Source organism: Bradyrhizobium sp. WSM2793, from assembly GCF_000379585.1.
GTDB lineage: Bacteria > Pseudomonadota > Alphaproteobacteria > Rhizobiales > Xanthobacteraceae > Bradyrhizobium.
Window position 1 is genome coordinate 50,160 of sequence record NZ_KB902791.1, and the last position, 20,124, is coordinate 70,283.

General features: G+C 63.4%; 22 protein-coding genes and 1 tRNA gene. 17 read left to right on the forward strand and 6 right to left on the reverse strand.

The genetic code is table 11. The features are described from left to right. The first annotated feature begins 169 nt into the window (after positions 1-169). The 8 genes from glyA to A3AS_RS0123710 all read left to right on the forward strand — a co-directional run bounded on the left by glyA (position 170) and on the right by A3AS_RS0123710 (position 8,430). Positions 170-1,468, forward strand: coding sequence for a serine hydroxymethyltransferase (gene glyA / locus A3AS_RS0123675; protein ID WP_018320044.1), 1,299 nt, complete (start codon positions 170-172; stop codon positions 1,466-1,468). 15 nt (positions 1,469-1,483) lie between these two features. After that, positions 1,484-1,966 (forward strand): transcriptional regulator NrdR, encoded by a 483-nt coding sequence (nrdR, locus tag A3AS_RS0123680; RefSeq protein WP_011087793.1) that lies wholly within the window; start codon positions 1,484-1,486, stop codon positions 1,964-1,966. Continuing rightward, positions 1,963-3,111, forward strand: coding sequence for a bifunctional diaminohydroxyphosphoribosylaminopyrimidine deaminase/5-amino-6-(5-phosphoribosylamino)uracil reductase RibD (gene ribD, locus A3AS_RS0123685; RefSeq protein WP_018320045.1), 1,149 nt, complete (start codon positions 1,963-1,965; stop codon positions 3,109-3,111). Before nrdR ends, ribD begins: the two co-directional genes overlap by 4 nt. After that, positions 3,111-3,734, forward strand: a complete 624-nt coding sequence (locus A3AS_RS0123690) for a riboflavin synthase (RefSeq protein ID WP_018320046.1) — start codon at positions 3,111-3,113, stop codon at positions 3,732-3,734. Before ribD ends, A3AS_RS0123690 begins: the two co-directional genes overlap by 1 nt. Before the next feature lie 164 nt (positions 3,735-3,898). Beyond that, the gene (gene ribH / locus A3AS_RS0123695) at positions 3,899-4,390 is read left to right on the forward strand and encodes a 6,7-dimethyl-8-ribityllumazine synthase (RefSeq protein ID WP_018320047.1); all 492 of its coding nucleotides are present in this window, start codon (positions 3,899-3,901) and stop codon (positions 4,388-4,390) included. A 3-nt stretch (positions 4,391-4,393) separates the two neighbouring features. After that, positions 4,394-4,891, forward strand: coding sequence for a transcription antitermination factor NusB (gene nusB / locus A3AS_RS0123700; protein ID WP_018320048.1), 498 nt, complete (start codon positions 4,394-4,396; stop codon positions 4,889-4,891). A gap of 143 nt (positions 4,892-5,034) precedes the next feature. Next, on the forward strand, positions 5,035-6,075 hold the full coding sequence (gene thiL / locus A3AS_RS0123705; RefSeq protein ID WP_049814967.1) for a thiamine-phosphate kinase: 1,041 nt from the start codon (positions 5,035-5,037) through the stop codon (positions 6,073-6,075). Between the two features lie 234 nt (positions 6,076-6,309). After that, entirely contained in the window at positions 6,310-8,430 is a 2,121-nt protein-coding gene (locus A3AS_RS0123710; RefSeq protein WP_018320050.1) for a sodium-translocating pyrophosphatase, read from the forward strand. Positions 8,431-8,602: 172 nt separating this feature from the next. On the opposite strand, the gene A3AS_RS0123715 is transcribed toward A3AS_RS0123710, so the two are convergent. Together A3AS_RS0123715 and A3AS_RS0123720 are read right to left on the reverse strand one after the other, a co-directional pair. Further along, positions 8,603-9,601 (reverse strand): tripartite tricarboxylate transporter substrate binding protein, encoded by a 999-nt coding sequence (locus tag A3AS_RS0123715; RefSeq protein ID WP_018320051.1) that lies wholly within the window; start codon positions 9,599-9,601, stop codon positions 8,603-8,605. Positions 9,602-9,819: 218 nt separating this feature from the next. Further along, positions 9,820-10,305 (reverse strand): outer membrane protein assembly factor BamE, encoded by a 486-nt coding sequence (locus A3AS_RS0123720; protein ID WP_018320052.1) that lies wholly within the window; start codon positions 10,303-10,305, stop codon positions 9,820-9,822. Positions 10,306-10,403: 98 nt separating this feature from the next. Here A3AS_RS0123720 and A3AS_RS0123725 point away from each other — a divergent pair, with 98 nt between their 5' ends. From A3AS_RS0123725 to A3AS_RS47540, 9 genes are all read left to right on the forward strand, one after another. Next, positions 10,404-10,967 (forward strand): ubiquinol-cytochrome C chaperone family protein, encoded by a 564-nt coding sequence (locus A3AS_RS0123725; RefSeq protein ID WP_018320053.1) that lies wholly within the window; start codon positions 10,404-10,406, stop codon positions 10,965-10,967. Beyond that, on the forward strand, positions 10,964-11,533 hold the full coding sequence (locus tag A3AS_RS0123730; protein ID WP_018320054.1) for a DUF177 domain-containing protein: 570 nt from the start codon (positions 10,964-10,966) through the stop codon (positions 11,531-11,533). Before A3AS_RS0123725 ends, A3AS_RS0123730 begins: the two co-directional genes overlap by 4 nt. A 299-nt stretch (positions 11,534-11,832) precedes the next feature. Beyond that, positions 11,833-12,894 carry a phosphate acyltransferase PlsX gene (gene plsX, locus A3AS_RS0123735; RefSeq protein ID WP_018320055.1) on the forward strand — a complete coding sequence of 354 codons (1,062 nt, stop codon included), beginning with the start codon at positions 11,833-11,835 and terminating at the stop codon, positions 12,892-12,894. Continuing rightward, the gene (locus A3AS_RS0123740; protein ID WP_018320056.1) at positions 12,891-13,871 is read left to right on the forward strand and encodes a beta-ketoacyl-ACP synthase III; all 981 of its coding nucleotides are present in this window, start codon (positions 12,891-12,893) and stop codon (positions 13,869-13,871) included. Before plsX ends, A3AS_RS0123740 begins: the two co-directional genes overlap by 4 nt. 134 nt (positions 13,872-14,005) lie before the next feature. After that, positions 14,006-14,347, forward strand: coding sequence for an integration host factor subunit alpha (locus A3AS_RS0123745; RefSeq protein ID WP_026202294.1), 342 nt, complete (start codon positions 14,006-14,008; stop codon positions 14,345-14,347). Positions 14,348-14,371: 24 nt separating this feature from the next. Next, a complete protein-coding gene (locus tag A3AS_RS0123750) occupies positions 14,372-14,956 on the forward strand; it encodes a MerR family transcriptional regulator (protein WP_018320058.1) in 585 nt (194 codons plus the stop codon). A 109-nt stretch (positions 14,957-15,065) separates the two neighbouring features. Next, positions 15,066-15,143: transfer RNA gene (locus A3AS_RS0123755), tRNA-Pro, on the forward strand. 248 nt (positions 15,144-15,391) lie between these two features. Next, positions 15,392-15,685: a hypothetical protein gene (locus tag A3AS_RS0123760; RefSeq protein ID WP_018320059.1), complete on the forward strand. Its 294-nt coding sequence runs from the start codon at positions 15,392-15,394 to the stop codon at positions 15,683-15,685. Between the two features lie 362 nt (positions 15,686-16,047). Further along, on the forward strand, positions 16,048-16,227 hold the full coding sequence (locus A3AS_RS47540; protein ID WP_157644364.1) for a hypothetical protein: 180 nt from the start codon (positions 16,048-16,050) through the stop codon (positions 16,225-16,227). A 353-nt stretch (positions 16,228-16,580) separates the two neighbouring features. Here the strand turns inward: A3AS_RS47540 and A3AS_RS0123775 are convergent, their stop codons facing one another. The 4 genes from A3AS_RS0123775 to A3AS_RS0123790 all read right to left on the reverse strand — a co-directional run bounded on the left by A3AS_RS0123775 (position 16,581) and on the right by A3AS_RS0123790 (position 20,097). Next, complete coding sequence (locus A3AS_RS0123775; RefSeq protein ID WP_018320062.1) at positions 16,581-17,921, reverse strand: adenylate/guanylate cyclase domain-containing protein; 1,341 nt, start codon at positions 17,919-17,921, stop codon at positions 16,581-16,583. Between the two features lie 254 nt (positions 17,922-18,175). After that, positions 18,176-18,424, reverse strand: a complete 249-nt coding sequence (locus A3AS_RS48805) for a hypothetical protein (RefSeq protein WP_157644365.1) — start codon at positions 18,422-18,424, stop codon at positions 18,176-18,178. 438 nt (positions 18,425-18,862) lie between these two features. Further along, positions 18,863-19,156 carry a hypothetical protein gene (locus A3AS_RS0123785; RefSeq protein ID WP_157644366.1) on the reverse strand — a complete coding sequence of 98 codons (294 nt, stop codon included), beginning with the start codon at positions 19,154-19,156 and terminating at the stop codon, positions 18,863-18,865. Between the two features lie 329 nt (positions 19,157-19,485). Further along, positions 19,486-20,097 (reverse strand): cupin domain-containing protein, encoded by a 612-nt coding sequence (locus A3AS_RS0123790; protein WP_245283266.1) that lies wholly within the window; start codon positions 20,095-20,097, stop codon positions 19,486-19,488. Positions 20,098-20,124 lie beyond the last annotated feature (27 nt).

Below are 20,124 nucleotides of genomic sequence, written 5' to 3' on the forward strand. Positions count from 1 at the left end.
GCCTCCGAATTCCCCCGATTCCCACCATATCTGGCACAATTCAGATCCCCGACCCGCAAATGCTTGGCCTGTTGCGGGCGATGTGGTAGATCGCGCTCGCCGCTTCCGATCGCCACACCAGACCGCCCGTAGCCCGCCAAAAGGCTGCGGCGGTGGAGATATTCGCAAGATGACCGCACCCAAAACCGCCTCCGCGCCCGATTCGTTTTTCACCGCTCCGCTCGAGCAGGCCGACCCGGAAATCGCCGCCGCCATCAAGGGCGAGCTCGGCCGGCAGCGCCACGAGGTCGAGCTGATCGCCTCCGAGAACATCGTCAGCCGGGCCGTGCTGGAAGCGCAGGGTTCGGTGATGACCAACAAATACGCGGAAGGCTATCCGGGCGCGCGCTACTACGGCGGTTGTGAGTGGGTCGACGTCGCCGAGAACCTCGCGATCGACCGCGCCAAGAAGCTGTTCGGCGCCAAATTCGCCAACGTGCAGCCGAACTCCGGCAGCCAGATGAACCAGGCGGTGTTCCTGGCGCTGCTGCAGCCCGGCGACACCTTTATGGGTCTTGACCTCGCGGCGGGCGGCCATCTCACCCACGGCTCGCCCGTCAACATGAGCGGCAAGTGGTTCAAGGCCGCGCACTACACCGTGCGCCGCGAGGACCAGATCATCGACATGGATGCGGTTGCCAAGCAGGCCGAACAGGTCAAGCCGAAGCTGATCGTCGCCGGCGGCTCGGCCTATTCGCGCGCCTGGGACTTCAAGCGCTTCCGCGAGATCGCGGACAGCGTCGGCGCGTACCTCCTGGTCGACATGGCGCACTTCGCGGGCCTCGTCGCTGGCGGCGTGCATGCCTCGCCGGTGCCGCACGCCCACATCACCACGACGACGACGCACAAATCGCTGCGCGGCCCGCGCGGCGGCCTGATGCTGTGGAATGACGAGACGCTAACCAAGAAGTTCAACTCGGCGATCTTCCCGGGGCTGCAGGGCGGCCCCCTGATGCACGTGATCGCGGCCAAGGCGGTCGCCTTCGGCGAGGCGCTGCGTCCGGACTTCAAGGTCTACGCCAAGAACGTCGTCGAGAACGCCAAGGCGCTGGCCGAGGCGATGAAGAGCCATGGCTTCGACATCGTCTCCGGCGGCACCGACAACCATCTGATGCTGGTCGATCTCAGGCCGAAGGGCCTGAAGGGCAACGCCTCGGAGAAGGCGCTGGTTCGCGCCGCCATCACCTGCAACAAGAACGGCATTCCGTTCGACCCCGAGTCGCCGTTTGTGACCTCCGGTATTCGTCTGGGCACGCCGGCGGCGACCACCCGCGGCTTCGGCGTCGCGGAATTCCAGCAGGTCGGCGGCATGATCGCCGAGGTCCTCAACGCGATCGCGCAGTCGGACGACGGCAAGGCGCCGCTGGTGGAAGCCGCGATCAAGGAACGCGTCAAGGCGCTCACCGATCGGTTTCCGATCTATCAGTAAGGCTGGGTCACGCGGATGCGCTGTCCGAACTGCAACAGTCTCGATACGCAGGTAAAGGACTCGCGTCCGACCGAGGACTCTTCCGTGATCCGCAGGCGGCGCGTGTGCGTCGCCTGCAATTTCCGCTTCACCACCTTCGAGCGCGTGCAATTGCGCGAGCTCACGGTGATCAAGCGCAACGGCCGCCGCGTGCCGTTCGACCGTGACAAGCTGATGCGCTCGGTGCAGATTTCTTTGCGCAAGCGGCAGGTCGAGCCGGAGCGGGTGGAGAAGATGGTCTCCACCATCGTGCGCGAGCTCGAGACCGGGGGCGAGGCCGAGATCTCCTCCGAGGTGATCGGCGAGACCGTGATGGAGCATCTGCGCACGCTCGACGACGTCGCCTATGTGCGCTTCGCCTCGGTCTACCGTAATTTCCGCGAGGCCAAGGATTTCGCCGACGTGCTCGGCGAGCTCTCCGGTGAGGAGGAAGCGCGGCTCGCCGCGATCCGCAAATGATCTTCCGCATCCTGGAGGATCAGTTCGCGCAGAAAGCCCGCGAGGCCAAGGACGCCGACCTTCGTTTCATGCAGCTGGCGCTGGCGCTGGGCCGGCGCGGGCAGGGACGCACCTGGCCCAACCCGGCCGTCGGCGCCGTCATCGTCAAGGACGGTGTCATCGTCGGCCGCGGCTGGACCCAGCCGGGCGGACGGCCGCATGGCGAGCCCGAAGCCCTGCGGCGCGCCGGTGAAGCCGCACGCGGCGCCACGCTCTACGTCACGCTCGAGCCTTGCTCGCATTTCGGCAAGTCGCCGCCTTGCGCCGACGCGGTGATCGCGGCCGGCATCAAGCGGGTGGTGGCGGCGATCGAGGATCCCAATCCTGAGGTCGCGGGGCAGGGGCACGCGCGGCTGCGCGCGGCCGGCATCAACGTGGACGTGGGCCTGTGCGCGGCGGAAGCCGCCTTCGACCATGCCGGGCATTTCCGCCGCATCCGGGACAAGCGCCCGCATGTGATCCTGAAGCTCGCGGTCTCGCCCGACGGCAAGATTGGCGCCGCCGGCGGCAAGCCGGTCGCGATCACGGGGGAGGCGACGCGCAATCGCGTGCATCTCCTGCGCGCGCAGAGCGATGCCATCCTGGTCGGCATCGGCACGGTGCTGGCGGACGATCCGCTTCTCACCTGCCGGCTGCCGGGCATGGCGGCGCGCTCGCCGGTACGCGTGGTGCTCGACCAGAGCCTGCGTATTCCCGGGGCGAGCAAGCTTGTGGGCTCCGCGCGCGAGACGCCGCTCTGGGTGATGGGCTGCGACCTTGCGGAAGCCGCAGCAGCAACACGTCTCGGCGCGACCGGCGCGCAAGTGATCCGCATCCCGCCGGCAGGTGCCTCCGGGCTCGATTTGCCGGCCGCGCTGCATGCGCTGGCCGGGAAGGGCATCACCCGCCTGATGGTCGAGGGCGGCAGCCGCGTTGCGGCTTCGTTCGTCGCGGCCGACCTCGTCGACGAGATCTGGCTGTTCCGCGGCGCGGAAGCGGTGGGCAGTGGCGGCGTCGATGCGCTCGATGCATTGCCCCTGTCGAAAATCACGCAGTCGCAGGCCTACAAGGTTCATGCTAGCAGAACATTCGACAAGGATACTCTCACCATCTACGAGCGCGCGTAATGTTCACCGGCATTGTCACCGATATCGGCGAGATCATCAGCTTCACGCCCGTGGCACAGGGCCAGCTGCACCGGCTGCGCATCGCCTGCCGCTACGATCAGACCACCATCGCCGACGGCGCCTCGATCGCCAGCAACGGCGTGTGCCTGACTGTGGTTGCGTCCGGCGTCGCAGGCGGCAAGGACTCCCAGCAAAGGACCTGGTATGACGTCGATGCTGCGGCGGAGACGCTGGCACTCACGACGGCCAAGCACTGGAAGGTCGGCACCAGGCTCAACCTCGAGCGCGCGCTCAAGATCGGTGACGAGCTCGGCGGGCATATCGTCGCCGGCCACGCCGACGGTATCGCGACCCTCGTCAGCCGCGAGGATCTGCCCGACATGGCGCGGTTCGAGCTCTCGACCACGCGGGAGCTGGCGCGGTTCATCGCGACCAAGGGCTCGATCACGCTCGACGGCGTCTCGCTCACGGTCAATACGGTCAAGGACGTGACTTTTTCGGTGCTGATCATCCCGCACACGCTCTCGGTCACGACGATCGGTGGCTGGAAGGCGGGGGACGAGGTCAATATCGAGGTCGACTTGATGGCCCGCTATGCGGCGCGGTTGACGGAAATGAAGTGACGGCAGAGCCGTCATTCCGGGATGGTCCGCAGGACCAGGCCCGGAATCTCGAGATTCCGGGTTTGATGCTTCGCATCGCCCCGGAATGACAGTGTCTTTAAAACTTGGCTTACGTGCCTGCGGCGACTACATAACGCGCCGACCCCAGTAAACGGATTGAGACGATGACAGACGCGCGGCGCGCACCCCTGAAGGACCAGACTGACATTTCCGGCGCGCGCGCGCTGATTGTCGAGGCGCGGTTCTATGACGATCTCCAGGACGCGCTTCTGGACGGCGCGATCGCCGAGCTGAAGGCGGCGGGCCTGACCCACGACGTCGTCACGGTTCCCGGCGCGCTGGAGATTCCAGCCGCGGTGGCCATCGCCATCGACGCGGCGGCGGCGAACGGCAAGCCCTATGACGCTGTGATCGCGCTCGGCTGCGTGATCCGCGGCGACACCATTCATTTCGAGATCGTGTCGCAGGAATCCTCGCGCGCGCTGATGGATCTTGCCGTGGCGCGAAAGCTGCCGCTCGGCAACGGCATCCTCACCGTCAATAATGAGGCGCAGGCCTGGGCGCGGGCGCGCGCCAGCGAGCTCAACAAGGGCGGCGATGCCGCGCGTGCGGCGCTTGCGATGCTGCGCATCAAACGCCGCATGGCGCGGGCCTGAGCCATGGCTGATCCCACCAAGAAGCCGGCAGGGCTTAACGAGAAGAAGGCAAACCGGCGCGGCGCGGCGCGGCTCGCGGCCGTGCAGGCGCTGTACCAGATGGATATCGCCGGCGCCGGCATCAACGACATCTTTGCCGAGTTCGAGAGCCATTGGCTCGGCAATGAGGTCGAGGGCGACACCTACCTGCCGGCCGAGGCGGCGTTCTTCCGCGACGTCGTCTCGGGCGTCGTGCGCGACCAGAAGAAGCTCGATCCCCTGATCGACGAGGCGCTGTCGAAGGGCTGGCCCTTGAAGCGGATCGAGGCGATCCTGCGCGCGGTGCTGCGGGCAGGGGCCTATGAGCTGGAGCACCGCAAGGACGTGCCGGGCCGCGTCGTCGTCTCCGAATATGTCGACGTCGCCAACGCCTTCGTCGACCGCGAGGAGACCGGCATGGTCAACGCCGTGCTCGACCAGATCGGCCGCCAGTTTCGCGGCGACGAGTTCGGGCGGGGGTAGGAACAGTCGATGGCCCCTGCAGTAGCCGTCATCCTGAGGTGCCGTAGCGAAGCGGAGGCCTCGAAGGACGACGGCGTGGCACTGAAGGTGCACCTCGGCCGTCCATCCTTCGAGGCTCGCAAGGGCTCGCACCTCCATCGACGATGGCTTCGCCATCGCGCAGGGATGACGGGTCTGCTATCGTGACACAGGACCGAACACAGCCCTCCCCCGAAGACTCCCTCATCGCGCGCTATTTCAAGCCGCTGGCGACCGATCCCGGTGCGTTCGGTCTGGTCGATGACGCGGCGGTGCTGTCGTCGTCCGGCGACGACATCGTCGTCACCACTGACGCCGTCGTCGAAGGCGTGCACTATCTTGCCACCGATCCCCCTGACACCATCGCGCGCAAGGCGCTGCGGGTGAACCTGTCCGATCTCGCCGCCAAGGGCGCGACGCCGGCGGGATTCGTGCTGACACTGGCGCTGCGGAGCAAGGAGGATGCCTGGCTCCGGCCCTTTGCGGACGCGCTGGGCGAAGATGCAAAGGAATTCGCTTGTCCGCTGCTCGGCGGCGACACGGTCTCGACGCCGGGCCCGCAGATGATCTCGATCACGGCCTTTGGCCGCGTGCCGCAGGGGCGGATGGTCGGCCGGACCGGCGCGAGGCCAGGCGATCGCATCCTGGTGACCGGCACGATCGGCGACGCTGCGCTCGGCCTCGACGTGCTCACGGGCGGTGCCGCTGCGGCTGCGCTCACGACCGATCCCGCTGCAAGGGAAGCCCTGATCTCACGCTATCGCGTGCCGCAGCCGCGCAACCCCTTGGCACGGGCCGTGCGCGATCATGCGACCGCAGCGATGGACGTCTCCGACGGCCTCGCCGGCGATCTGACCAAACTCTGCGCGGCGTCCGGGGTCTCGGCCACGGTCGACGTGACGAGCGTGCCGCTTTCGGCCGCGGCAGCAAGCCTGGTTGCCCGCAACGTGGTTTGCGTCGAGACGCTGCTTGCGGGGGGCGACGACTACGAGGTGCTGTGCACCGTCTCGCCGGCGCAGGGCGATGCGCTGATGGTCGCGGGGCGGGCGGCCGGCCTTGCCGTCACCGCGATCGGCACGATCGTTGCGGGCAAGCAGGGGCCGCGCTTCCTGGACGGGCAGGGCCAGGAATTGGTTTTGAAGCGGCTGTCCTACAGCCACTTCTAGGAATTGCTCCAAACCGGCATCTTAGTTCGCTGCACTTGGCCTAAATACCTGCCGAGATCGGCGTTTTCGGCCTTATCCGGCGTTGCACCCTCAATTTGATTTTGGCAAGCTTGCTACCGACTAAGGCCGCCCCTTTTGGGCAAGGGGCGGCTTTGTTCGAAATCAAGGCGCCGCACCGCTCGACGGACAACAAAAGGCGCCGGGGGTACATCAAGGATCTGAGGCAAAAATCACATGACAGCATTATGGTTGATAGTGCTCTGCGGAGTGCTTTCCGTCGTCTACGCGATTTGGGCGACGTCTTCGGTGTTAAGCGCGGATGCGGGGTCGCCGCGCATGCAGGAGATCGCGGGAGCGGTCGCTGAGGGTGCACAGGCGTATCTGCGGCGCCAGTACACGACGATCGGCATCGTCGGCGTGGTCATCTTCCTCTTGCTTGTCTATTTCCTCGGAATCTACGTCGCCATCGGCTTTCTGATCGGCGCCGTCCTGTCGGGGGCGGCCGGCTTCATCGGCATGAATGTCTCGGTCCGCGCCAACGTGCGCACCGCGCAAGCCGCGACCACCTCGCTCGCCGGCGGCCTCGAACTGGCCTTCAAGGCCGGCGCGATCACCGGCCTCCTGGTCGCGGGTCTGGCATTGCTCGGCGTGACGCTCTATTTCGGCTTCCTGGTGCATTCGCTGAAGCTTGCGCCTGACAGCCGTACCGTCATCGACGCCATGGTGGCGCTCGGCTTCGGCGCCTCGCTGATCTCGATCTTCGCTCGTCTCGGCGGCGGCATCTTCACCAAGGGTGCGGATGTCGGCGGCGACCTCGTCGGCAAGGTCGAGGCCGGCATTCCCGAGGACGATCCGCGCAACCCGGCCACCATCGCCGACAACGTCGGCGACAATGTCGGCGATTGCGCCGGCATGGCTGCCGATTTGTTCGAGACCTATGCGGTGACCGCGGTCGCCACCATGGTGCTCGCCGCGATCTTCTTCGCCAAGACGCCGATCCTCGCCAACATGATGACGCTGCCGCTCGCGATCGGCGGCATCTGCATCATCACCTCGATCATCGGCACCTTCTTCGTCAAGCTCGGGCCGAGCCAGTCGATCATGGGTGCGCTCTACAAGGGCCTGATCGCAACCGGCGTCCTGTCGCTGATCGGCATCGCGCTGGTGATCTACTACCTGATCGGCTTCGGCAAGCTCGATGGCGTCGACTATACCGGCATGGCGCTGTTCCAATGCGGCGTGGTCGGCCTCGTCGTCACCGCGCTGATCATCTGGATCACCGAATACTACACCGGCACCGACTATCGGCCGGTGAAGTCGATCGCCCAGGCCTCGGTGACCGGCCACGGTACCAACGTGATCCAGGGCCTTGCCGTCTCGATGGAAGCGACCGCGCTCCCCGCGATCGTGATCATCGCCGGCATCCTGGTCACCTATAGCCTCGCCGGCCTATTCGGCATCGCGATCGCGACTGCCACCATGCTGGCGCTGGCCGGCATGGTCGTCGCGCTCGACGCGTTCGGCCCCGTCACCGACAACGCGGGCGGCATCGCCGAGATGGCGGGCCTGCCGAAGGAGGTGCGCAAGTCGACCGACGCGCTCGACGCGGTCGGCAACACCACCAAGGCGGTCACCAAGGGCTACGCGATCGGCTCGGCCGGTCTCGGTGCGCTCGTGCTGTTTGCGGCCTACAACCAGGACCTCAAGTTCTTCGTTGCAGACTCCGCGCGCCATCCCTACTTCGCCGGCGTCAATCCGGACTTCTCGCTCAACAACCCGTATGTGGTGGTGGGTCTGCTGTTCGGCGGCCTGCTTCCGTATCTGTTCGGCGCGATGGGCATGACCGCGGTGGGCCGTGCCGCCGGCGCGATCGTCGAGGAGGTTCGGCGTCAGTTCCGCGAGAAGCCGGGCATCATGCAGGGCACCGACAAGCCGGATTACGGCAAGGCGGTCGACCTGCTGACCCGGGCGGCGATCAAGGAGATGATCATCCCCTCGCTGCTTCCGGTGCTGTCACCGATCGTCGTCTACTTCCTGATCTACGCGATCGCGGGCGGCGGCGTGGCCGGCAAGTCGGCGGCGTTCTCCGCCGTCGGTGCCATGCTGCTCGGCGTCATCGTGACGGGCTTGTTCGTCGCGATCTCCATGACCTCGGGCGGCGGTGCCTGGGACAACGCCAAGAAGTACATCGAGGACGGTCATTTCGGCGGCAAGGGCTCTGACGCCCACAAGTCGGCGGTGACCGGCGATACCGTCGGCGATCCCTACAAGGACACGGCGGGTCCCGCGGTGAACCCGATGATCAAGATCACCAACATCGTGGCCCTGCTGCTGCTGGCGATCCTGGCGCACTGAGCGGCGGGAGACGAGACAAGACAAAACCCCGCGGCGCGAGCCGCGGGGTTTTTGTTTGTAGTGACAGTGCGTAGGGCGGATTAGATTAGCGAAGCGTAATCCGCCATCGCCCGAACCGCATCGAAAGCGGATTACGCTTTCGCTAATCCGCCCTACAGATCGCGGCCGTGCGTCACTGCACGTCCATCTGCAGCCCTTCCTTCTGGATGATGCCGGCGAACTTCTTCGTCTCGGCATCCACGAAGGCGGCGAACTGCTCGGGCGTGCCGTAGTCGGCGCGGGCGCCCATGGCCGCGATCTGCTTCTTGATGTCGTCGCGCTCCAGCATCGCCTTGACCTGGAGATTGAGCGCGCTCAGCACCTCGGGCGAGACGCCCTTCGGCAGGAAGACCGAGAACCACGACGAGACGTCGAAATTCGCCAGCTCCGGCGCGCTCTCGCGCATGGTCGGCAGGTCTTTCGCAAGGTCGCTGCGCTCGGTGGTGGTGACGCAGAGGCCGTTGAGCGTGCCGTTCTGCACCTGCGGCAGGCTCGGATAGAGGTTGTCGAACAGGATCTGGATGTCGCCCGCCAGCGCCGCCTGGAGCGCGGGTCCGGCGCCACGGAACGGGATGTGCGTCATCTTGAGGCCGGTGAGCTGGAGGAACCAGGCGCCGGTGAGGTGGGGGCTCTGGCCGACGCCGGAGGAGGCGTAGCTGAGCTTGTCCGGATTGGCCTTGAGATAGGCGATCAGCTCGGCGATCGACTTGATGCCGGTCTTCGGATGCGCCGACACGATGTTCGGGATCCGGATCATGTTGGAGACCGGCTGGAGCTGGTCCGGCTTGTAGGTCAGATTCTTGAAGATGCTATAGGCGATCGCGTTCGGACCGGGATTGCCGACCAGGATGGTGTGGCCATCGGGCTTGGCACGAACCACCTCGGCGGTGCCGATGGTGCCGCCGCCGCCCGAGCGGTTTTCCACGACGGCCGACTGACCCCAGGCGGTTTGCAGATGCGCGGCCAGGAGCCGGCCCAACACGTCGGTCGAACCGCCGGCCGCAGCCGGCACCACGAGGCGGACGTTTTCGGTCGGCTTCCAGTCGGCAAGGCTCGATCGCGGCAGGATCGCTGCGGCCGAAAGGCCGGCCACACCGGTGAGCACGCGACGTCGGGACAAAGTCTTAGGCACGAATCCACTCCCTGCTTCTTTCTTTGCAGGGAGCGTAGGAAACCGCAGATGCGACGGCAAGTCGCGCGCGGCGGTCAGTGCCGCGCGGAGGGCGGCACGACGCCGCAGGCGAGGGGCATATACCTTCCGGCGGAATTGGAAGGCGTTTTGGGTGCTTGTCTTGAAGCGTTTTCCTGAAGTGAGCCGGTCGCCGGCTTCGCCCGAAAACGCTCCGGGGCTCAGTTAAAGCTGAGCAGCTTGAACAGCGGCGTGAGGTAGCTCATCTCCTGGCCCGACGTCGGCGTGGTGCGGCTGATGAAGTCGAAAATCTTGCCGTCCTGCAGGCCGTAATTCGCGAGGCGCCGCACGCGCCGGTTCTTGTCGAAATAGATCGCGATGACGCGCTGGTCGACCACCTTCTGGTTCATGAAGGCGACCATGCGCTCCGAGCGCTGGGAGATGTAGTAGAACACTTCGCCGTCGAGGGTCGCCACCGTGGAGGGCGTGCCCATCACGATCAGCACCTGGTCCTGGCTCGCGCCGATCGGAATCTGCTCCAGCGCACCGGGCGGCAGGATATAACCCTTCTGGAATTGCTCGCCGGTGCAGCCCGTGAGCGCGGCGCCGACCAGGGCGACGGCGGCGAGCATGCGCAAGCCGCGCCAGCGTGCGTGAAGGCCGCGCCGCTTGTCCGCGCGCAGGCTGATCTGGTTCGTTGTCGTCATAGCGGAACTGATTCCGTCCCCTTGCGTCGCGCGAGGCGCTGAAGTACCGGGCTGGGCGTCTGAATGCAACTCGCTCGCGCCCGCTTGCGGAAACCACAATGCTTTGGCCGTTCAATCACTTCAGGAAACCCCGGCTAACCCCGTCGGGCACCATTGAAGCCATCTATGGCATGATCGTGACGCAGGCGCGAGAACCCATATTTTACCGCGACTTGGGCGTGCCCGATACGGTTAACGGGCGTTTCGACCTGTTGCTGCTGCATCTGTGGCTGCTGCTGCGGCGCCTGCGTACGGTCCAGGGCGCCACCGCAGGAGCCTCGGAGCTGTCGCAGGCGCTGTTCGACCGCTTCTGCGAGGACATGGACGACAATCTGCGCGAGATGGGGGTCGGCGACCAGACCGTGCCGAAGCGGATGCGGGCGTTCGGCGAGGCGTTTTACGGCCGCGTCCAGGCCTATGACCAGGCCATCGAGGCCGGCGGCGAGGCCCTGGCAGAGGCGATCTGCAAGAATATCTTGAATGGGACCAGCCCGGACCAGGCGAGGCGACTCGCGGCCTATGCCCGGGCCACCGAGGCTGATCTCGGCCGGGCCGACGAGGCCGCGCTGCTGCGCGCCTCCTTCAGGTTTCCTCCAGCGTTTCTCGAGGGCGACACGCCATGAGCCGACCCAATACCGGATCCGAGCCCGATCCCTGGCGGGCCCCCGTCATCGTCGCGCAAATCCCCGACACCGGCCTGCACCGCAAACTCGAGGCCTCGGCCGTCGAGCGGCAGGCGATGGCGGAGGTCGCTGGCCTCCGTGAGGTCCTGTCCGCCCAGGCCGACTTCGACGTGGTGCCCAGGAGTGGCGGCCGGGTCCAGGTGACCGGCACCGTCCGGGCCCGAATCGGCCAGACCTGCGTGGTCACGCTCGATCCGATCGAAAGCGAGATCGAGGAGGAGGTGGACCTGGTGTTCGCCCCCGAGGCCGAGGCGCGCCGTCTGGCCGACCTGATCGCGGAGGGGCAGGACGAGGAGGCGGCGCCTGAGGTCGCCGACCCGCCCGAGGCGATCGTGGGTGGCATCATCGACCTTGGCCGGCTCGCCACCGACGCCCTGTTCCTGGCAATCGATCCCTATCCGCGCAAGGAGGGGGTCGTGTTCGAGCCGGAGGTCACCGCCCCCGATCCCGAGGACCATCCATTCGCGGCCCTGAAGGCGCTGCAGGACAACAAGAAGGGCCAATAGCCGGGCATTTCCCCCAGGGATCGTCTTGCGGCGGTGCGCGAGGCATTTGCCGGGATGGTTTCAAAGCCTTCTTTATCTGGCTGATTTCAGTGCATTTCTTGCAGATTCAGGAGTTCGCGGCCGGATCGCCCCGGATGCAAAAGGCTGGGGGCAAGAGGTTGTTTCGGGGGTACAAAACGCTATTGTCGCGCCCCGGCCCGGGTGCGGCGTGGCGCTTGGCCGGCCGCCATGTCCGTGGCGAACTCATTTTGCGGTCCCGCTGATCCAAGACCGCACCAGACCAGGTTTCCAGGACTTTTATGCCAAGCAAGGTTCGCATCGCGCTGGACGCCATGGGGGGCGACGCCGGCGCCGCCGTGGTCATTCCCGGCGCCGCCATCTCGCTTCAGAGGCATCGCGAGACCGAGTTCCTGCTGGTCGGGGACCGCGCCAGGATTGAGCCCGAGCTTGAGAAGCATCCCGCCCTCAAAGCGGCTTCGAAGATCATCCACACCGACGTGGCCGTCAGCGGCTCGGACAAGCCGAGCCAGGCGCTGCGGCGCGGCCGCAAGACCTCCTCGATGTGGCTTGCCATCGACGCCGTGAAGAAGGGTGAGGCGGATGTCGCGGTCTCCGCCGGCAATACCGGCGCGCTGATGGCGATGTCGCGCTTCCACCTGCGCACGCTGCCCGGGATCGACCGTCCCGCGATCACGGGGATATGGCCGACCAGGCGCGGCGAGTCCGTCGTGCTCGACCTCGGCGCCACCATCGGCGGTGACGCGCACCATCTGGTGTCGCTCGCGGTGATGGGCGCGGCGATGGCGAGCGTGCTGTTCGACAAGAAGCGCCCCACGGTCGGGCTGCTCAATATCGGGGCCGAAGAGATCAAGGGGCACGAGGAGATCCGCGAGGCCAGCGAGATCCTGCGTGCGAGGAACCTGCCGGAGCTCGACTATATCGGCTTCGTCGAGGGCGACGGCATCGGCAAGGGGCTGGCCGACGTCATTGTGACCGAAGGTTTCAGCGGCAACATCGCGCTCAAGGCCGCCGAGGGAACCGCGCGGCAGATGGCGGACTTACTCCGCAACGAGATGCGGCGGAGCTGGCTGTCGAAGCTCGGATATCTCTTTGCGCGCAGCGCCTTCCAGGCCCTGCGCGACAAGATGGACCCGAACAAGTCCAATGGCGGCGTGTTCCTGGGTTTGAACGGATTAGTGGTCAAGAGCCACGGCGGAACCAGCGCCGAAGGCTTTGCCTATGCGATCGATGTTGGCTATGAGATGGCTCACTACGATCTCCTGAACAAGATCAATCAGATGCTCAACCGCGAGGGCGGTGCACTCAATTCCGTGCAGGCCGCGCAGGAGGCTGTTTCGTGACTCAAATTCGTTCGGTCGTGCTTGGCTGCGGCTCCTATCTGCCGGAGCAGGTGGTGACCAACGCCCAATTGGCGGCGCGTATCGACACCTCCGACGAGTGGATCGTGCAGCGCACCGGCATTCGCGAGCGCCACATCGCGGCCGAGGGCGAGTTCACCTCGCATTTGGCGATCAAGGCGGCGCAGGCCGCGCTCACCGATGCCGGCATGGACGCGCAGTCGATCGACCTGATCGTGCTCGCGACCTCGACGCCGGACAACACCTTCCCGGCGACGGCCGTTGCCGTGCAGCACGGGCTCGGCATCACCCACGGCGCGGCCTTCGACCTCCAGGCGGTATGCTCCGGCTTCGTGTTCGCGCTCGCCACCGCCGACAATTTCCTGCGCACCGGCGCCTTCAAGCGCGCGCTGGTGATCGGCGCCGAGACCTTCTCGCGCATCCTCGACTGGAACGACCGCGGCACCTGCGTGCTGTTCGGCGACGGCGCCGGCGCGGTCGTGCTGGAGGCGCAGGAGCAGCCGGGCAAGGCCGCGACCGACCGCGGCATCGTCACCACGCATCTGCGCTCCGACGGCCGCCACAAGGCAAAGCTGTTCGTCGACGGCGGGCCGTCCTCGACCCAGACCGTCGGCCATCTGCGCATGGAGGGCCGCGAGGTCTTCAAGCACGCGGTCGGCATGATCACCGACGTCATCGTCGATGCCTTCCAGGCGACCGGGCTCAATGCCGAGACCATCGACTGGTTCGTGCCGCACCAGGCCAACAAGCGAATCATCGACGCTTCCGCCCACAAGCTCCACATCGCGCCGGAGAAGGTGGTGCTGACGGTGGACCGTCACGGCAACACCTCGGCCGCCTCGATTCCGCTGGCGCTGTCGGTGGCCCGCAAGGACGGCCGCATCAAGAAGGGCGACATGGTCCTGCTGGAGGCCATGGGAGGCGGCTTCACCTGGGGCTCCGCGCTCGTGCGCTGGTAGGGCCACAGTCGATAAAATTTTGCCGGAATCAGCGCCGATTATCGATGCGTGTGCATTGATGAGCGCTGTTGACCGCCGTATCGTAACCTCATAATTTCAGACAACAATTGTTCGCCGTGATGTGGGGCAGGGCGATGACCGATCAAAGTAAAACCGTAACGCGTGTCGATCTGTGCGAAGCCGTCTACCAGAAGGTAGGCCTGTCGCGCACGGAATCGTCCGCCTTCGTGGAACTCGTGCTGAAGGAGATCACCGACTGCCTGGAAAAGGGCGAGACGGTGAAACTGTCCTCGTTCGGGTCCTTCATGGTCCGCAAGAAGGGTCAGCGCATCGGCCGCAACCCGAAGACCGGCACCGAGGTGCCGATCTCGCCGCGCCGCGTCATGGTGTTCAAGCCGTCGGCGATCCTGAAGCAGCGGATCAACGGCCAGCACCGCGCCAACGGTGACGCCAGCAAGGCTCCACAAGAGGCGTAACGCCTCTCGCAAAGGATTTGGCATTTGGACAAGGCGCCGGATGCGTTCCGAACCATCAGCGAAGTAGCGCAGGAGCTCGACATTCCGCAGCACGTGCTGCGGTTCTGGGAGACCCGATTCTCCCAGATCAAGCCGATGAAGCGCAGCGGCGGCCGCCGCTATTACCGCCCCGACGACGTCGACCTGCTCAAGGGCATCCGCCGTCTGCTCTACGGGGAGGGCTACACCATCCGCGGGGTGCAGCGGATCCTGAAGGAGCACGGCGTCAAATCGGTGCAGGGCCTTGCCGACAGCGCCGCCGCGGTCTCGTTCGGCGCCATCGAGGACGCCATCGGTGCCAGCTTGATGGAGCCCGACGACGAGGAGGCGCCCATCAAGGGCGTCACCGACACCGACGATGACGACTACCAGGGTGATGAGGAGGAGGGCATCGACTTCCGCTTCACCGAGGTCGACGACGAGGAAATCCTCACCACCTTCCGCAAGGGCGGCACGGCTGCCGCGGCCCCGGCCGGCCCCAGCGCCATCGACCGGGAACGGTTAGGGCGCGTCCTCGCCGACCTCGTCGCCTGCCGCGAGATGCTGGATCAGGCACTGAAGGACGGCTAGGGGCGGGCTTCGCCGGCTTGCTGGCAGTTCCGGGGACTGTGGCCGGGACGGCAAAATGCTGCGGCCTCGCCTTGCGCATCGCGCCGATCCTAGCTAATGGAACGACGTTCGGAGCGTGGCGCAGCCCGGTTAGCGCACTAGTCTGGGAGACTAGGGGTCGGAGGTTCAAATCCTCTCGCTCCGACCAAATTCTTCAAATATTTCAATGGTCCCGTGGGCCGGCCGGTTATTAAAGAGCCGCCGCTTTACAGGCAGTTTACAATAATCGTTCTGGCGCTGTTCTTCAGTCGTGCATAGGGGAGCAGCATTTAGGACGCGTCCTAAAGAAACCCTTTGCCCATTAGGGCAACGCACTTAGAGAAATTCAACTAATCCGATAGCCAAAGCTCAAACTAGTCGGTTCAATATAACCGAGCAGGGTTGGGGTGGTGGTCAATGGTGCTCGCCGAGCCGAGCCTTCAGTTCTACTTAGAGCCTGAAGAGCCGATTGAAATTTCTGAGCTCACGGGGGCGCTGGCTGCAATTGCGCGGCAGTACCAAACGTATGCTGTTGAGAACGAGTTAGCCACTAAGAACTCAGAGGCGCGCCTTCTGGTGTCGGTTGTCAAACCCGGCAGTATCGACATCAACTTAGTACCCGACCTCGTCTCAACCGTGGCAATGGCCGGCCCCTTGCTGGCACCACTAATCGACAAGGTCGCTGATCGAAAGGTTCGGCAAGCATCTTAAGTCTCTGATCGACCTTTTTGCTAAGAAGCGAGAGGCGACAGCAGCCGACAATATCTCCATTAAAGACTGCGACGATGCAACGAACATAGTGAAACCGATCGCAAGTCACGGCGGATCGCAGACATTCAATGTGATCAACGGTCCGGTTCCCGTTCAATTGTTGACTGTCACAGCTCAGGAAGCGTCATCGATTATTGAAACCGCTGCGCTCGAAAAGACGCTACTTCAGAATCCGAAGGCGGAGGTTTTGCAGCGCGTACCTATGGTTTGGAAAAGGTTGGACAGAGACTCCGTGAAGTCGGAAGCCAAAAACAACTCCAGACCGTGCTTTGATAGAGGAAATAGATGAAAAGCCGCATGCAGTGTTTTTCACTGACGAGATGAGCCATCTAAAAAAGCAAATGATCGGGGACGAAGAAAATCCTTATCAAGCAATCTATTTTGTGGATGTTGTTGTATCGCGGTCATCGGGCAAAGTCGTCTCCTACCGCGTGATTGGCTATTACGGCAAGGAAGAGCTCGAGCCGCTACCTCCGGCATAGTTCGCGGGCGAAGAATCGGAAGAGAATATCAGGGACTTCTTCCAGCGTGTATTGCGACACTAAAACTCGAAGCGATAGCATGGGATGGAATCGCAACTGGGGGGACTATGCCACGTTCTTGGCGTTCATGGATGCTTGCTGCTGCCAGAGAATGGAATTTCACGCCGACGCCAAGACCGGCGCGATCACGTCCGAAAAGCTCGATGACTAGTCCGTGTACTCATTAAGCGGCTGGCCGCAGCTAATGTCCGCTTAAGCCCGAACAGCGGCGGAGAAGCAGCAATCTTCCAATGTCGCTGAAGGGCCAAAAGCGGTCCTTCGGTGCTCTGACCACATGGCGGGGTGAAAGCGGGCTAGGTAATCACCGCACGGAACAGACGCCATTCGTCAGGCACGCCTTTGAGAGTGTGACGGCCGCGCTCTTCAAACGTCAATCCGGAGCCTGCTACGAGGTCGCGAACCGTCTGTGAGACCAGAACTTCACCCGGCGCAGCTAGCGCCGCCACGCGCGCGCCAATATGCACGGCAATGCCAACGATATCGTGCGCGACGAATTCGCACTCACCGGTATGCAAACCGCAACGGACCTTCAGATCGAGCGAGCGCACCGCATCGCGGATTGCGCTGGCGCAGCGTACGGCGCGCGCAGGTCCGTCGAACGTGGCAAGGAAACCGTCGCCGGCGGTGTTGATTTCGCGCCCGCGATACTGGCCGAGCACGCCCCGCGCTTTGGCATAGAACGCGTCGAGCAGTACGTGCCAGGCGCCGTCGCCGAGCATGGCGGCGCGTTCCGTCGATCCCGCAATGTCGACAAACAGCACAGTCGCAAGCACTCTATCTGGCTGGGCTGCCTGCCGATGCCCCGTGACGAATTCTTCGACCTCATCAAGGATTGCGTCCTGACTGCCTACCCAGACCACATGGTCCTGACCACTGAGCTCAATCAGTTTGGCGGAAGGAATCATCTGCGCCATGTAGCGCGCATGCTTCACGTCGATGACGCGCTCATCGGTGCGATGCAAAATTAAGGTCGGTACACGCGTGACGGGGAGGATATTTCTGACATCAATTTCCCGGTTCATGCGCATGATCGCGGATGCCGCCCCTGGGCTTGCTGAGGCCCTGAAGTAGGCAGCAACTTGCTCAAGTGCCTGCGTATTGCCGGCAAGGCTGGGCGCCCACATCAGCAAACTCATTGCATCTGTCGTGCCCCAGTGGTGCTCAATGTCATCGAGGAAAGTGCTCCACTGCGCATCAGTCCATCCGAATGTGTAGTCAGGAGCCCACGCGCGTCGCGCATAAGTGCCACAAAGAACCAGAGCGGACGTGCGTTCGGGATACGTCGCGGCATAGAGCAGCGACATCGGACCGCCCTCGGATACGCCAAACAAGGTGGCCCGCTGGGAACCGACTTGGTCCAGCACCGCCTGTACATCGTGCATCCGCTGTTCAAGTGTGAAGATCTGGGAACCGCGATCAGACATTCCGGTGCCGCGCTTGTCGAAAATGATGACTCGCGCAAACGTTGCAAGCCTGCGGAAAAAATAGGCGCGGCCCGGCGATTGCCAAAGCGCTTCAACATTGGAGACAAAACCGGGGACGAACAGCAGGTCGCGTGGACCGTCGCCAATCACCTGATAGGCAATATGGACGTCATCACTTTTGACGTAGTGAGTGGTCGGGATGTCAGCCATGTTGGCCTACTGCGCGACAAACCACGCTGCGCGAGTGTCGTATCACATTCCGCGTCAGGCTAGTGGGACTTTTGACGGGCTTGACTGCCGCCTACCCGTAGGTACCGGCAAAAACTGGGGAAACCAGAGTGATGCCACGGCCGCGAAGGCCGCTTAGGGTCAGACGCTGCCATCACGCACCATGCCGAGGTTGGTCAGCTATGGGCCATAAGCAGACGAAGAAAGAGGCTGCCGTTGTTGCTTAACCGCGTCCACTATCGCTTCGGCCAGAGACCATCGGCCAAGACTTTGCAAACAAAGAACGCCGCTACGAGGTCGAGCGGGATGGTGAGCAGAGCAATTGGAAGCGAAGCTAGATAACCTTCACCGCAATTTCCGCCCGAACCACCTCCGTGGCAGGTAATGGTTGGAAGAAATGCGATGAGCGCGAACAGGCCGATCGGGGTGACAATAGTAAATGCCGCGATGATCGCGCCAGCGATGAGCCGTTTGAGAAACAGCATTATGTCTGGCAGCTTTAGTTGCTTAAGCTTATTTAGTGAAGCTCGTTGCACTTCTTCGGTCTGCGACCTTCGCCAGGCCAGGGTTGCGATTACGACGAACGCGATTCGAGGCGAGACGACCCCGATGAAGCTAATGATCGACACAACGGTTAAGTGCATCTACCTAGATTACCACCGCTCACCTTAACTGGTTGCAAACTTTGGTAGGCTCGATACCTAGGCGAGAGCTTACAACGAGGCGTTCCGTCACTGTTCTCAGGGTGCATAATTTCCGGGATCATATTGTCCGCAACGGGTCAAGCGCTGCCATCGCCGATCATGCCGCGATTGGTCAGCTGAGGGCCAGAAACGGAAAGTGGCACGTCGGCCCAGATATCATCGATAAGCCGCGCCCTATGGTGCCCGGTCAGGATGAACCGACTCCCTAGGTAAGGCTGCTCACCCCCAATCACGAAAGGGACCTTCGGGACGGCATTTAAGCTCCCAATGGGTGTTCTCGCTGACGTTTTCGTACTTCCAATCGATTTCGACGCTCTCGGTCAGCCGATCGATCCGGCCAGAGATGGTTGGCCTCCCATTCGCGTATTGGCTGCTGAACCCGACAAGCAAGGGAGTAATCTTCGTGATCGGTACGATCTTATCCTGGAACGACACTGTTTGATCGACGTCGTTCACAATGATGCTGAGATTGGAGAGGGGCGTAAATTCCAACTCTGCTCCGGGCTTACCCACCAACCTACTCGTTCCAGTGCAGCGTAAAGTTATTTTCGAGCTTTGCTGCTGCGCACCGACGGACTGCATCGATGCAAGCAACAGGAACACGCACACTAGTCTCATCGACGACAAGCCTCGTTGCTATGTCAGATGCTGTCTTCATGGGCTGGGATCATAGCTGCCGAGAACTGCCAGCGCAAAGGTCCGCTTTGGGTCACAAGCGGCCCTCAGCGAGCATCCCCGTGAAGGTCCGCTAAGGGCCAACAGCCGACATCGCGCCGGTGTCGGAATGACGAAAGAGGCCACCCGATTGAGGTGGCCTCTTTTTATGCTTCGGCGCTTCGTTTTTACTTCTTGCGCGGATCGTCGGCTGGATCGATGAACACAATGCCCCCCGGCCCGGTGAATACAATTTGGACCATCGTTTCTTCGTTTGTCGTCCATACATAGTGGGGGTGCTTCGCCGGCAGCGTGAAGACGGAGCCCGGCTTCAATATCTCGCCTTTCGAGGGATCAAACTTTTCCCCCATGGCGTTCCCAAAGCTGCCACTCATCACGGTGACGACCTCGGCATAGGGATGAGTATGCGGCGGAACTTTATAATTCGGCGGGAATTTGACCCGCTGGACGATCGTCTCGGCCTTTGTTAGGTCACCGATCAAGAGGGCGGTTTGCGCGCCCCTGAAGACCGGATGCTCTATCCACGTCAACCCATCGGGCTTGACCACCTTCATCGCATCTTGAGCCATCGCAGAACTTGCCAACGCGATCAAAATGGCACCGGCAAAGGACTTGTTCATCCAAACCTCCTCCCAAATATTGCGGAGCTGGAAGGTCCAACAGGATACTACAAAAATACTCAGACTGAACCGCTTAAATTCATTTTCGGAAGGGCTTGAATCGCCCATGGCAAACCAAGTCCGAATTGGGTCATGAGCAGCCGTCAGGCGAACGATCATGTGACGTTCGGTCCTCTCCAGACAGCT